Below are 12,953 nucleotides of genomic sequence, written 5' to 3'. Positions count from 1 at the left end.
GTCAGGGGCGTCAGTGGTCGGCGGAGTCGGCGAGATGCCCGAGGTCCGTGAGGTCCGTGAGGTCCGCGAGGACGCGCTGGGCGGTGGCGAAGGCCGCGTTGGCGGCCGGCACCCCGCAGTAGACGGCGGTCTGCAGCAGCACCTCGCCGATCTCCTCGGGGGTGAGGCCGTTGCGGACGGCGGCGCGGACGTGCAGTGCCAGCTCCTCCAGATGGCCGCGGGCGGTGAGGGCGGTGAGCGTGACGCAGCTGCGGGTGCGGCGGTCGAGGCCGGGGCGGGTCCAGATCTCGCCCCAGGCGTAGCGGGTGATGAAGTCCTGGAACCCGGCGGTGAAGTCGGTGGTCCGGGCGGCGGCGCGGTCCACATGGGCGTCCCCAAGGACCTGGCGGCGTACGGCGGTGCCCGCGCGGTGCCGGGACTGGTCGTCGCCGGGGGTGCTGAAGTGGCCGAGCAGGGCGGTGAGGACGGCCTGCGGCTGTTCGACGGGCGCGAGGTGGGAGGCGTCGGCGAGTTCCAGCAGGCCGGCGTCGGGGATGCCGTCGGCGAGTTCGCGGGCGTGGGCCGGTGGCGTGGCCGGGTCGCGGCGGCCGCCGATCACCAGGGTCGGCGCGGTGATCCGGGCGAGTTCGGCGCGCAGGTCGTACGCGGCGAGTGCCTCGCAGCAGGCGGCGTAGCCGCTGCGGGCCGCGCGGCAGAGGTCCGCGACCTGCGCGGCGGCGGCCGGTGAGCCGGCGAAGGCGGGGGTGAACCACCGGCCGGGTGCGGTCGCGGCGAGTGCCTCGGTGCCCTTGGCGCGGACGAGTTCGGCGCGTTCGCGCCAGCCGTCGGCCGGGCCGAAGCGGGCCGAGGAGCAGACCAGGGCGAGCGCGGTGACCCGCTCGGGGCGGTGGACGGCCAGGTGGGCACCGATCGCGCCGCCGAGCGAGAGACCCGCGTAGCCGAAGCGCCGTACGCCGAGGTGGTCGGCGAGGGCGAGGACGAGGTCGGCCAGGTCCGCGACGGTGGTGGCGCGCAGGTCGGGCAGGATCCCGGCGGGGGTGCCGCCGTGGCCGGGCAGGTCGAAGCGGATCACCCGGTGGTGGCGGGACAGCACGGGCAGTTGGGCCTCCCAGACGGCCAGCGAGGTGCCGAGCGAGGGGCCGAGGAACAGCACCGGGGCGTCCGGGGGGCCGTCGATCCGGTGGTGCAGGGGTGCGGTCACGAGGGGTTCTCCTGGGCGGGGGGAGCGGGACGGCGCAGCAGTGCGCGGTCGACGAGCGGGCCGGCGGCCCCGAGGTAGTGGGCGGGGTCGGTCAGCTCGCGCAGCCGGTCGGCGGTGATCAGGCCGTCCAGGGCGGCTTCCTTCGCCAGGACCTCGGCGAGGTTCGACTCCTCCTCGGCGGCCCGGCGGGCGGCGCGCTCCACCAGGTGCCGGGCCGGGCCGCGGCCGATGACCGCGCCGAGTTCGCCGGTCAGGCGTTCGCTGACCACCAGGCCCCGGGTGAGGCGGAGGTTGTCGCCCATCCGGTCGGCGAACACCCGGAGGCCGCCGCAGAGTTCGGCGGCCCGGTCGGCCGCGCCCCCGGTCAGCCGGAGCAGTTCGCGCAGCGGCTGCCACTCGGCGTGCCAGGCGCCGGCCGGGCGTTCGTCCTCCGCGACGAGTGCACCGAGCAGGACGGCGGCCAGGGCCGGGGCCTGCCGGGCGGCCGAGGCGATCAGGGTGGCCGCCACCGGGTTGGCCTTGTGCGGCATCGCGGAGGATCCGCCGCCCCGGCCCTCGGCGAGTTCGCCGATCTCGGTGCGGCTCAGCACCAGGACGTCGGCGGCGAGTTTGCCGAGCGCGCCGGTGGTGAAGGCCAGCGCGGCGGCCAGGTCGGCGATCGGGGTGCGCAGCGTGTGCCAGGGCAACTGCGGTTCGGTCAGGCCGAGTTCGCGGGCGTAGGTGGCGATCAGGGCGATCCCGTCCGGGGCGTCGAAGGCCGCCAGGGTGCCGGCCGCGCCGCCGAGTTGGGCGGGCAGCCGGACGGCGGCGAGCCGGTCGGCGGCGTCCAGCACGAGGCTGCGCCAGCCCGCCGCCTTGAGCCCAAAGGTGGTCGGGACGGCGTGCTGGGTGAGCGTGCGGCCGGCCATCGGGGTCAGCCGGTGTTCGGCGGCGAGCCGGCCGAGAGCATCGGCGGTCCGGTGCAGGTCGGCGGTGATCACCGGGAGGCAGCGGGCGGCGACCAGCATGGTGGCGGTGTCCAGGACGTCCTGGCTGGTCGCACCCCGGTGGACGTACGGGGCCGCCTCGGCGGGTACGGCCGCGGTGAGGTCGGCGACCAGCGGGATCACCGGGTTGCCGCCGGCCCGGGCGCGGAGTGCGAGGCTGTGCGGGTCGAAGCGCTCAACGTGGGCGGCGGCGGCCGTCACGGCCTCGGCGGCCGCCGCCGGGGCCTGGCCGAGGCCGGCCTGGGCACGGGTCAGGGCGGCCTCGGCGTCCAGCAGCGCGCGCAGGAAGGCCCGGTCGCCGGTGGCCGCCTCGACCGCCGTACCGGCCCGGACGGGGGAGAGCAGGCCGAGGTCGGCGCCGTCGGGAGCCGAGGGGGTGTCGGCCGAGGGGGTGTCGGCGGAGGGGGCAGTGGAAGTCCCAGTGGAAGTCTCAGTGGAAGTCAAGGAAGACCGTCTCCTCGGGCCCCTGCAGCCGGACGTCGAAGCGGTAGGCGCGCGGGGCCGTCTCGCGGGCGAGCAGGGTGGGGCGGCGCTCGGGGGCGAGCGCGGCCAGCAGTGGGTCGGCAGCGGATGCGGGCCCGGGCAGGTAGATCCGGGTGTACAGGTGGTGCAGCAGGCCGCGCGCGAAGACGCACAGCGACAGGTACGGCACCCCGCCGGGCGGCAGGGTGCGGACGGCCCACCGCCCGTCGGCGTCGGTGGCGACCCGGGCGAAACCGGTGAAGGTCACCCCGTCGCGCCCGGCGAAGCCGCCGCTGGTCGGGTCGCGGCGCAGCGAGCCGGGGGCGCCGGTGCGGCTGCCGTCCGGGGCGGGCTGCCAGAGCTCCAGCAGTGCGTCGGGGATCGGCTCGCCCGCGCCGTCGTACACCGTGCCGTGGAGGGTCAGCGCCTCGGGGTGTCCGGCGGGCGCGGGCTCGGGGCCGCCGGGGAAGGGCAGCGCGTAGCCGTAGAACGGGCCGACGGTCTGGGAGGGGGTCGGGTGGAGCGCGTGGCCCGGCTGCAGGGGGATCTGCGGCGCGTGGCTCTGCTGCGGGGGGATCTGTGGCGTCGGGTGCTGTGGCGTCGGGTGCTGCGGTGTCGGGTGCTGGGGCGAGGGCATCAGCGGCCTTCCTCGAACCGGGTGGCGCCCGGCCCGTCCAGGACGATGTCCCAGCGGTAGCCGAGCGACCACTCGGGGACGGACAGCTCGTGGTCGTACGCGGCGACCAGGCGGGCGCGGCCGTCGGAGTCGGTGACGGACTGCAGGATCGGGTCGTACGGCAGCAGCGGATCGCCCGGGAAGTAGAGCTGGGTGACCAGGCGCTGGGTGAACGCGGTGCCGAACAGGGAGAAGTGGATGTGCGCGGGGCGCCAGGCGTTGGTGTGGTTGCCCCACGGGTAGGCGCCCGGCTTCACGGTGGTGAACCGGTAGCGGCCCCGGTCGTCGGTCAGGCAGCGCCCGACGCCGGTGAAGTTGGGGTCCAGCGGCGCCGGGTGCTGGTCGCGCTGGTGGGCGTAGCGGCCGGCCGCGTTGGCCTGCCAGATCTCCACCAGCTGGCCGGTGACGGGCCGTCCGGTGCGCTCGAGGACCCGGCCGGTGACGGTGATCCGCTCGCCGAGCGGTTCGCCGGTGTGCTGCCGGGTCAGGTCGTGGTCGAGGTCGGTGACGTCGGTGCGGCCGAAGGCCGGGCCGGACAGCTCGACCGCCTCCGGGTCGTGGACCGGGACGAGCGGCTGCCGGGGGTGGCGCAGGGCGCTGCTGCGGTAGGGCGGGTAGTCGCGGTCGGGGTGGTGGGCGGCGCTGCGGGCGGCCTCGGCGCGGGCGGCGATCTTCGCGGAGATCTCGTGCTGGGTGGGGGTGGGGGTCATACCGGATTCCCTTCGTGAGCCGGGCGGGTCATCGCGGCACCTCGATCCGCACCGGCGCGGCGGTCCGTCCCCGTAGGTCCTCGGCGCTCACGCCGGGCGCGGTCTCCACCAGGACGAGCCCCTCGGGTGTCACGTCCAGGACACCGAGGTCGGTGATGATCCGGTCCACGCACCCCCGGCCGGTCAACGGCAGGGTGCACTCGGGGACGATCTTCGGCGAGCCGTCCTTGGCGGTGTGCTCCATCAGCACGATCACCCGCCGGGCGCCGTGGACCAGGTCCATCGCCCCGCCCATGCCCTTGACCGTCTTCCCGGGGATCATCCAGTTGGCCAGGTCCCCCGCCGCCGACACCTGCATGGCGCCGAGGACCGCCGCGTCGATGTGACCGCCGCGGATCATGCCGAAGGAGAGCGAGGAGTCGAAGAAGGACGCGCCCGGGAGCACCGTCACCGTCTCCTTGCCCGCGTTGATCAGGTCCGGGTGCACCTCGTCCTCGGTCGGGTACGGGCCCACGCCGAGCAGCCCGTTCTCCGAGTGCAGGACGACGTCCACGTGCGGCGGCAGGAAGCCCGGCACCAGGGTGGGCAGGCCGATGCCGAGGTTGACGTACCAGCCGTCGGCCAGCTCGCGCGCGGCACGGGCCGCCATCTCGTTCCTGTTCCAACTCATGCGCTGCGCACCGTCCTTCGCTCGATGCCCTTGGCGGCGGCCTGCTCCGGGGTCAGCGCGACGACGCGCTGCACGAAGACGCCGGGCAGGTGGATCTCGTCGGGCCCCAGCTCGCCGGGCTCGACCAACTCCTCGACCTCGGCGACGGTCACCCGGCCGGCCATCGCGGCGAGCGGGTTGAAGTTGCGGGCCGCCCTGGCGAAGACGAGGTTGCCGTGCCGGTCGCCCCGGGCCGCGCGGACCAGGGCGAAGTCGGTGGTGATGCCGCGCTCCAGCACGTACGCGCGGCCGTCGTACTCGCGCACCTCCTTGGGCGGGGAGGCGACGGCGACGCCGCCGTCCGGGGCGTAGCGCCACGGCAGGCCGCCCTCGGCGACCAGGGTGCCGACGCCCGCCGGGGTGAAGAACGCGGGGATGCCGCTGCCGCCCGCGCGCAGCCGCTCGGCGAGGGTGCCCTGCGGGGTGAGCTCCAGCTCCAGCTCGCCGCTGAGGTAGCGGCGGGCGAACTCCTTGTTGTCGCCGACGTACGAGCCGGTGACCCGGCCGATCCGCCCGGCCGCGAGCAGCACGCCGAGGCCGCCGCCGTCCACGCCGCAGTTGTTGGACACCACGCTCAGCCCGCCGCAGCCGCGTGCGTACAGCGCCCGGATCAGGACGTCCGGGACGCCGCTGAGGCCGAAGCCCCCGACGGCGAGCGAGGCGCCGTCCCCGATGTCGGCGACGGCCTCCTCGGGTGAGGCCACCAGTTTGTCCATTCCTTGCCCCTGTTCGCCTGGTGAACTATCGTTCGGAATCGTGAGTGCGCAGAGTGTGCGCCCGGGTCCGATGCCTGTCAATGGGCGTGTGAGGAGAATCCGTTGCAGCCCGAAGTCGCCTCCGAGCCTGCTTTTGTGCCCACCGCCTCCGCTGCCGCGCCCACCGCCGCGCCCGCTGCGGTGCCCGCTGCCGTGCCCGAGGAGGCCGTCGGCCCGCTGGAGCGCGGCCTCGCCCTGCTGCGCGCCATGGCCGCCGACCCGGCCCCGCGTCAGCGCCCCAGCGATCTGGCCCGCGCCACCGGCCTCGCCCGTTCCACCGTCGACCGGATCGCCACCACGCTGGTCCGGCTCGGGTACCTGCGGTCCGACGGGCGCGACCTCGTCCTGGCGCCCCGGGCGGCCGAGTTCGGCAACGCCTACCTGGCCGGCAGCCGCCTTCCGGAACTCCTCGGCCCGCTCGCCGTCGAACTCGCCGACCGCCTCGACGAGTCCGTCTCGATCGCCGTCCCCGACCAGGACGGCGCCCGCTTCGTCGTCCAGGCCACCCGGCGCCGCACCATGGCCGTCTCCTTCCGCATCGGCGACCTGCTGCCGGCCGAACGCTGCGCCCCGGGTGCGCTGTTCGCCGCCGGGTGGGACGACGCGCAGTGGGACGCGTGGCTGCGGCGCCGTCAGGGCGACCCGGCCCGCGGCGGCGGTCCGGCCGACGGGGCCGCTCCGGCCGGCGAGGGCTTCGCGGTGGTGCCCGCGCGGGACGTCGACGAGGCCGAGTTCCGGGAGCGGGCGCGGTCCGCCGGTGCGCGGGGCCGGTCGGTCGACGACCAGCTGATCGAACCCGGGCTGGTCGCCGTCGCCGTCCCGGTCCTCGACCCGGCCGGTGCGGCCGTCTGCGCGGTCAGCGTCGTCAGCCACACCAGCCGGCACGACGCCGACTCGCTCGCCGCGTACGTCCTGCCCCAACTCCTGGGTTCGGCGCGGGAGATGGAGCAGCGACTGGCCCGACCGGTGCCGGTGGCGGCCGTGCTCGCGCCGCTCCCGCCGGGCCGTCGGCTCAAGGAGGAGCTCGGCTCCGGCTTCCTGCAGTCACTCGCCCGCGGGCTCGACGTGCTGCTCGCCCTCGGCACCGCGCCCGGCGGCCAGCCGCTCGCGGCCGTGGCCCGCGCGACCGGCCTGCCGCGCGCCACCGCCCGCCGGTCCCTGATCACCCTCCAGCACCTCGGCTACGTGGCGGCCGACGGCGAGGGGTTCCGCCTCCTGCCGCGCGTACTCGACCTCGGCTACGCGAGACTGTCGGGCCTCGCTCCGGCCGAGATCGCCGAGCCGCACCTGATCGACCTGGTGCGCAGTGTCCATGAATCGGCCTCGATGGCCGTCCTGGACGGCCCGGACATCCGCTACGTCGCCCGCGTCCCCACCACCCGCATCATGCGCCTCGACCTCGCCGTCGGCACCCGGCTCCCGGCGTACCCGACCTCGATGGGGCGGGTCCTGCTCGGCGCGCTGAGCGAGGAGGAACTGGCGTGCCAGCTCGCTCATGTGACGCTCAGTCGGTTCACCGAGAGCACCGTGACGGATCCCGGCGCACTCACCGCGGCCATCCGGTCCGCCGCCCGCGACGGCTACGCCCTGGTCGACCAGGAGCTGGAGGAAGGGCTGCGCTCCCTCGCCGCCCCCGTCCACGACGGGCGCGGCCGGGTCGTCGCCGCCGTCAACCTCGCGCTGCACGCGGGCCGGGGCACCCCGGCCGAGACGCTCGCCACCTTCCTGCCGCCTCTGCGGGAGGCCGCCGCGGCGATCGCCGAGGACCTCGCCACCGTGCGCCGTTGGTCCGTCAACTCGGGCTCCTGAGGCGGAGTTCGCCCTGCGGGGCGGCCGGTGCCGGATGGTCGGGCACGCCCGTGTCGCGACCCTAGGCGTCGGCCCTCGAATGTGCTGACATATCCATGTCAAATCAGGGGCTCCGCTCGGCCCGCACCACACCGCGCCGGCCCCGACTCCGTGCACGATCGAAGGGGAAGCCCATGCTGCTCCGCGCGCTGGCCGTCGCGACCGCCGTCGCCGCATCGCTGTCCGGCCCGTCGGCCTTCGGCGTCGACTCGCTCCCGACCCCGCCGGACCGGATCGTCATCGACGTCGCCACCGTCAACGGCTCCGGCTGTCCGGCGGGAACGGCCGCCGTGGCCGTCTCCCCGGACAACACCGCCTTCACCGTCACCTACAGCGACTACCTCGCCCAGGTGGGGGTGGGCTCCAAGCCGACCGACTTCCGGAAGAACTGCCAGCTCAACCTCCGCGTGCACGTACCCCAGGGCTTCACCTACGCGATCGCCTCCGCCGACTACCGCGGCTTCGCCCACCTGGAGAAGGGCTCGACCGGTACCCAGCGGGCGAGTTACTACTTCCAGGGCCAGTCCGAGACCGCCTACCAGAACCACCGCTTCGCCGGCCCGAGGGACGACAGCTGGCAGGCGACCGACACCGTCGACATCGCGGCCCTGGTCTTCGCGCCCTGCGGCGAGGAGCGCAACTTCAACATCAACACCGAGCTGCGGGTCGCGGCCGGGAGCTCGGACCCGAACCACACCACCAGCTTCATGACCATGGACTCGACGGACGGCGACATCAACACCGTCTACCACCTCGCCTGGAAGCACTGCCCCTGACGGCAGTACCCCTGACAGTCGGGCCGGCGACCGGCCGGCTGTCCGTGTCCGGCCCCGGCGGAGCCTGTGTCTCCCCGGGGCCGGACCGTGTCGGGGCGGGCGCGGGGCGCCGGCTCAACCGCCGTCGCGCAGCAGCGAGGAGGCGCGGATGTCCAGCCGGGTGGGGACGAGCGCGCCGGTGGGTTCCCGGCTGCCGCTCTCCAGGGCGGCCATCAGCAGCTCGATGCCCTTCTCTGCGATGAGCGCGGGTTTGAGGCTGAGCGTGGTGACCGGCGGGTGGGTGTGGGCGGCAGAGGCCTCCTCGCTCGCGCAGACCAGCAGCAGGTCGCCGGGGACGGTCAGTCCGGTCCGCCGGACGGCGTCGAGGACGAGCGGCGGCGTGGCCTCGGCGAGGACGAAGAGGGCGTCGGGCCCGGCGCCGGTCGATCGCCCGGGGCCGTTCAGCAGCCGTTCGAGGGCGGCGACCACAGGCCCGTCCCCGGGCCCGTCGGTCCGCACGAGCCGGGGCTCGGCGCCGTGCTCGCCGCACCAGCGCCGGTAGGTGTCCGCGACGGCCGTGTGGAAGCGGGTGACGGTGCCGGGCAGGACGACGGCGATCCGGCGCGCGCCCTGTTCCCGCAGGTGGTCGAGGACTTCGCGGATCGCGCCGTCGGCGTCCACGTCGACCCAGTGGGTGCCGGGGCGGCCCTCGACGGAGCGGTCGGTGCACAGCGGGATGCGGGCGGCGATGAAGTCCTCGACGAGCGGGTCGTCGTCGAGGGGGTCGGCGACGATGGCGGCGTCGAGCGGCAGGTCGGCCCACTCCTCCGGTGCGGAGCGGGCGGGCAGCAGGACCAGGGCGTAGCCGTGCCGGAGCGCCGCGTGGGCGGTGGCGCTGGTGAGTTGGGCGAAGTAGGGGGAGCTCATGTACGACCCGGGGTCGCGCGCGTACTCGCCGACGGCGTAGCCGATCAGCCGGGCGTGGCCGGCGCGCAGCAGTCGGGCGGCGGCGTTGGGCCGGTAGCCGAGGCGGCGGGCGGCCTCGCGGGCGCGTTCGCGGACGGTGTCGGACATCCGGCCGGTGCCATTGAGCGCGGCGGAGACGGTGGTCTTGGAGAGGCCGGCCTCGCGGGCGACATCGACCAGGCGGATCCGGGGTGCGGAGGTCGGGTCGCCGCCGCGCGGGGTGTGCGTCATGTGCCGATGCTGCCAGTCCGGACGGGCGTTCGTCAGTAGTCGACGCAGGAGTCGCGGCAGAGTCACGACCTTTGGAAAATCGTTCCCGCAAAGGCTTGTGCGGGAACGTTCCCGCATCAATACTCCACTGCAACTCCCAGCCCCCCACGACTCAGAAAGGGGTGGGCTTGCCGTGCGCCTTCTCCCGCGCCGCTCCAGATCCACCACCTTGCTCGCCGCCGGTTCGCTCCTGGTCGCGATGACCGCGACCGCCTGTTCCGGCGCCACCGCCAAGCACGCCGCGAACGCCGACGGCACATCCGGCTACCAGGTCGCCGCCCTCACCCCGCCGGCCAAGGGCTCGCTCCCGTCGTTCAGTTGGTCGCTCTACGCCGAGCCGCAGTCGCTCGACTACGCGCTCGCCTACGACTACCCGCCGAACACCGTGCTGGCCAATGTCTGCGAACAACTCTTCCGCGTCACACCGGACATGAAGATCGAGCCCGGCCTCGCCCTGAAGTCCGCCAACCCGGATCCGCTGACCTGGGTGTACACCCTGCGCGAGGGCGTGAAGTTCCACGACGGCGCGACGATGACCGCCGACGACGTGGTCGCCTCGCTGACCCGGCAGATGGACCCGGCCACCGGCTCCTCCTGGGCCAGCGCCTTCAAGAACGTCGCCTCGATCACCAAGTCCGGGCCGCTGGAAGTCACCATCACGCTCACCAAGCCCGACGTGCTGCTCAACGAACTGCTCGCCGCCTCGCCCGGCACCATCGAGAGCGCCGCCTACCTCGCCAGGGCCGGCAAGGACTACGGCAGCCCGAAGGGCGGGGTGGACTGCACCGGCCCGTACGCGATCGACACCTGGGCCCAGGGCGAGAGCATCACCCTGAAGAGGAACCCGGCCTACTGGGACAACTCCCTTGCCCCGAAGGCCGACAGCGTGAAGTTCGTGTTCATCGCGGACGCCTCCGCCCGCGCGAGCGGCTGGCTCTCCGGCGCCGTGGACGGCGGCTACATGGTGCCGTCCAGCTCGCTGGTGCAGATCCAGGGCTCCTCCCGAGGCAAGGTCTACTTCGGCCCCAACACCGCTGCCGCCGACCTCGCCGTGCTCGACCTCCACGGCACGCTCGGTGATCTGAAGGTCCGTCAGGCACTGTCCATGGCGCTGGACCGCGACGGCATCATCAAGTCCGCCGCCGGAGGCATCGGCGTTCCCGCCAAGGCCCCGGCCGCACAAGGGGCTTGGGGGATCGCGCCGGAGCGTACGGCCGGCTACTTCGCCGCCCTGCCCGCCCCGGTCCACGACGTGGACGGCGCCCGCAAGCTCGTCCGGGACGCCGGCGCGAGCGGCAAGAAGGTGGTGATGGCGACCAGTTCGCTCGCCCCCGAGATCAGCGTCGTCGGCAACGCCGTACAGGCCGCCGGCCGGCAGATCGGCCTGGACGTCGAACTGCGGCCGGTCTCGCCGGACGCATACTCGGCGCTGTTCACCGACCCCGCCGCCCGGGCCGGCCTCGACCTGGTCGTCACCAACGGCTACGACAACACCCCGGATCCGCTGGAGTTCTACCAGTCCCTGCACACCGGTGACTTCGGCAACTACGCCAACTGGTCGGACCCCGAGTTCGACGCCCTCTACGACCAGGCCGTCGCCGCGACCGACCCCGGCGCCCGCGCCGACCTCACCGCCAAGCTGCAGCAGATCGCCGTCCGCGAACTGCCCTCCATCCCGCTGTACGAGGCGCCGTTCTCCGTCTTCCTCGGCAGCCGGATCACCGGTGCCCCGGCCGGCATCGCCCAGCTCTACTACCCGTGGGCCGCGACGATCGGCTCCGCGCGCTGATGACCGGATACCTGCTCGGCCGGCTCCTCGGGCTGGCGGCGGTGCTGCTGGTGACCTCCTTCCTGGTCTTCAGTGCCGTGCACCTCGCCCCCGGGGACCCGGTGTCCTTCCTGCTCAAGGGCCATCCGGCGACACCGGAGGCCAGGGCCGCCATCGCCGCCCAGTACCACCTGGACGAGCCCTTCCTCGTGCAGTACCTGAAGTGGCTCGGCAACGTGCTGCACGGCGACTTCGGCCGCTCGGTCCAGTTCCGCCAGGACGTCGGCTCGCTGATCGGCTCCCGGCTGCCCGGCACCGCGCTGCTGGTCGGGTACGCGGCGGTGCTGGTCTGCGTCGGCGGCGTGCTGACCGGCGTGCTGGCGGCGCTGCGGCCCGGCGTCGCCGACCGGGTGGTACTGATCGGCACCGGCGTGGCCACCGCCACCCCGCCGTTCGTCACCGCGATCGGCCTGGTCTCGCTGTTCGCCGTGCAGCTCGGCTGGTTCCCCGGCCCGGGCTCCACCGGCACCGGGTTCGGTGACCGGCTCTACCACCTGACCCTGCCCGCCGTCGCCCTCGCCGTCACCCTCGCCGGACTGCTCGCCCGGGTGACCCGCTCGGCGATGCTGGACGAACTCGGCCGCGAGCACGTGGAGGTGGCCCGCTCGCGCGGCGTCCCCGAGCCCACGGTGATCCGTCGGCACGTGCTGCGAGGCGCCCTCGGGCCGATCGTCACCGTCGGCGGGACGACGCTGGCAGGGCTGCTGGTCAGCACGTCGATCGTGGAGACCGCCTTCAACGTGACCGGCGTCGGCCAGCTGCTGGTGCAGTCCGTGACGGCCAAGGACTTCCCGGTCGTCCAGGCCGTCACCCTGCTGACCGTCCTCGGCTTCGTCCTGGTCAACCTGGTGGTCGACCTGCTCGCCCCGCTGATCGACCCGCGCGTGTCCCTGGCCCGAGGAGGTGCCGCATGACCGCCACCGCGCCCGTCCGACCGCTGCGCCGCCCGTTGCCGCGCCGCCTGCAACTCCTCGGCAACGGGCCACTGTTCACCGCCGCCGTACTCCTGCTCGGCGCGCTCGTCCTGGTCACCGCCCTGGCGCCGCTGATCGCCCCGTACGACCCGGAGGCGCTGGACCTGCAGTCCTCGCTGCTCGGCAGCAGCGCCGACCACCTGCTCGGCACCGACCAGTCGGGGCGGGACGTACTCTCCCGCCTGCTGTACGGCGCGCGCACCGGACTGCTCGGCCCGCTGCTGGTCGTCGGCCTCTCCACGGCGCTCGGCCTGCTGCTCGGCACGGTGGCCGGCTGGCGCGGCGGCTGGGTCGACGCCCTGCTGTCCCGGGCGCTGGACCTGGTCTTCTCGGTCCCCGGGCTGCTGCTCGCGATCATGTTCGTGGCCGTCGGCGGAACGGGCCTGACCGCGCCCGTGATCGCCATGTCCGTCGCCTACACCCCGTACGTGGGCCGCCTGGTGCGCGGGCTCGCCCGGCAGGAGAAGGCCCGGCCGTACCTGGAGTCCTACCGGGTGCAGGGCTGGTCCGGGTGGACGATCTGCACCCGGCACCTGCTGCCCAACATCGCGCCGACCGTGCTCGCGCAGTCGGCGATCAACTTCGGCTACGCCCTGATGGACCTCGCCGCACTCTCCTTCCTCGGCTTCGGCGTACAGCCGCCCGCCGCCGACTGGGGCGCGATGATCAACGACGGCGAGGCCGCGCTCCAGCAGGGCGCCATGCTGCCCGCACTCGCACCGTCGGTGTGCATCGTGCTGGCCGTGGTCGCCTTCGGCATCGTCGGCGAGGGCATCGCCGACCGGCTCGCCCGACGGGAGCGCTGACATGAGG

The 12,953-nt window shown here is 74.3% G+C and carries 12 protein-coding genes; 5 read left to right on the top strand and 7 right to left on the bottom strand.

Annotated features, from left to right (window positions below):
* Positions 1-10: 10 nt before the first annotated feature.
* The 6 genes from pcaDC to ACZ52J_RS16365 are packed head-to-tail and all read right to left on the bottom strand — an operon-like array spanning position 11 to position 5,460.
* Positions 11-1,201 carry a bifunctional 3-oxoadipate enol-lactonase/4-carboxymuconolactone decarboxylase PcaDC gene (gene pcaDC / locus ACZ52J_RS16390; RefSeq protein ID WP_465619365.1) on the bottom strand — a complete coding sequence of 397 codons (1,191 nt, stop codon included), beginning with the start codon at positions 1,199-1,201 and terminating at the stop codon, positions 11-13.
* Positions 1,198-2,631: a 3-carboxy-cis,cis-muconate cycloisomerase gene (gene pcaB / locus ACZ52J_RS16385; protein ID WP_465619363.1), complete on the bottom strand. Its 1,434-nt coding sequence runs from the start codon at positions 2,629-2,631 to the stop codon at positions 1,198-1,200. The genes pcaDC and pcaB overlap by 4 nt, the downstream gene beginning before the upstream one ends.
* Positions 2,618-3,286, bottom strand: a complete 669-nt coding sequence (pcaG, locus tag ACZ52J_RS16380; RefSeq protein WP_465619361.1) for a protocatechuate 3,4-dioxygenase subunit alpha — start codon at positions 3,284-3,286, stop codon at positions 2,618-2,620. The genes pcaB and pcaG overlap by 14 nt, the downstream gene beginning before the upstream one ends.
* A complete protein-coding gene (pcaH, locus tag ACZ52J_RS16375) occupies positions 3,286-4,035 on the bottom strand; it encodes a protocatechuate 3,4-dioxygenase subunit beta (protein ID WP_465619359.1) in 750 nt (249 codons plus the stop codon). The genes pcaG and pcaH overlap by 1 nt, the downstream gene beginning before the upstream one ends.
* 28 nt (positions 4,036-4,063) lie before the next feature.
* Positions 4,064-4,705, bottom strand: a complete 642-nt coding sequence (locus ACZ52J_RS16370) for a CoA transferase subunit B (protein ID WP_360490796.1) — start codon at positions 4,703-4,705, stop codon at positions 4,064-4,066.
* Positions 4,702-5,460 carry a CoA transferase subunit A gene (locus tag ACZ52J_RS16365; RefSeq protein ID WP_465619357.1) on the bottom strand — a complete coding sequence of 253 codons (759 nt, stop codon included), beginning with the start codon at positions 5,458-5,460 and terminating at the stop codon, positions 4,702-4,704. Before ACZ52J_RS16365 ends, ACZ52J_RS16370 begins: the two co-directional genes overlap by 4 nt.
* Positions 5,461-5,595: 135 nt before the next feature.
* On the opposite strand from ACZ52J_RS16365, the gene ACZ52J_RS16360 reads away from it, so the two are divergent.
* Both ACZ52J_RS16360 and ACZ52J_RS16355 read left to right on the top strand, forming a co-directional pair.
* Positions 5,596-7,308, top strand: coding sequence for an IclR family transcriptional regulator domain-containing protein (locus ACZ52J_RS16360; RefSeq protein ID WP_465619355.1), 1,713 nt, complete (start codon positions 5,596-5,598; stop codon positions 7,306-7,308).
* Positions 7,309-7,481: 173 nt separating this feature from the next.
* Positions 7,482-8,123 (top strand): DUF4360 domain-containing protein, encoded by a 642-nt coding sequence (locus ACZ52J_RS16355; protein ID WP_465619353.1) that lies wholly within the window; start codon positions 7,482-7,484, stop codon positions 8,121-8,123.
* A gap of 114 nt (positions 8,124-8,237) precedes the next feature.
* Here ACZ52J_RS16355 and ACZ52J_RS16350 read toward each other — a convergent pair whose 3' ends face one another.
* Complete coding sequence (locus tag ACZ52J_RS16350) at positions 8,238-9,299, bottom strand: LacI family DNA-binding transcriptional regulator (protein WP_465619351.1); 1,062 nt, start codon at positions 9,297-9,299, stop codon at positions 8,238-8,240.
* A gap of 172 nt (positions 9,300-9,471) precedes the next feature.
* On the opposite strand from ACZ52J_RS16350, the gene ACZ52J_RS16345 reads away from it, so the two are divergent.
* Genes ACZ52J_RS16345 through ACZ52J_RS16335 form a run of 3 tightly spaced genes read left to right on the top strand, consistent with a single transcriptional unit; the run spans position 9,472 to position 12,946 of the window.
* Positions 9,472-11,127: an ABC transporter substrate-binding protein gene (locus ACZ52J_RS16345; RefSeq protein WP_465619349.1), complete on the top strand. Its 1,656-nt coding sequence runs from the start codon at positions 9,472-9,474 to the stop codon at positions 11,125-11,127.
* Positions 11,127-12,080 (top strand): ABC transporter permease, encoded by a 954-nt coding sequence (locus ACZ52J_RS16340; RefSeq protein ID WP_360491544.1) that lies wholly within the window; start codon positions 11,127-11,129, stop codon positions 12,078-12,080. The genes ACZ52J_RS16345 and ACZ52J_RS16340 overlap by 1 nt, the downstream gene beginning before the upstream one ends.
* Complete coding sequence (locus ACZ52J_RS16335; protein ID WP_465619347.1) at positions 12,077-12,946, top strand: ABC transporter permease; 870 nt, start codon at positions 12,077-12,079, stop codon at positions 12,944-12,946. Before ACZ52J_RS16340 ends, ACZ52J_RS16335 begins: the two co-directional genes overlap by 4 nt.
* Positions 12,947-12,953 lie beyond the last annotated feature (7 nt).

It is taken from the genome of Kitasatospora sp. NPDC034035 (genome assembly GCF_055575755.1).
The sequence above is the reverse complement of the archived record's forward strand: the minus strand, read 5'-3'. Positions and strand labels throughout refer to the sequence as shown.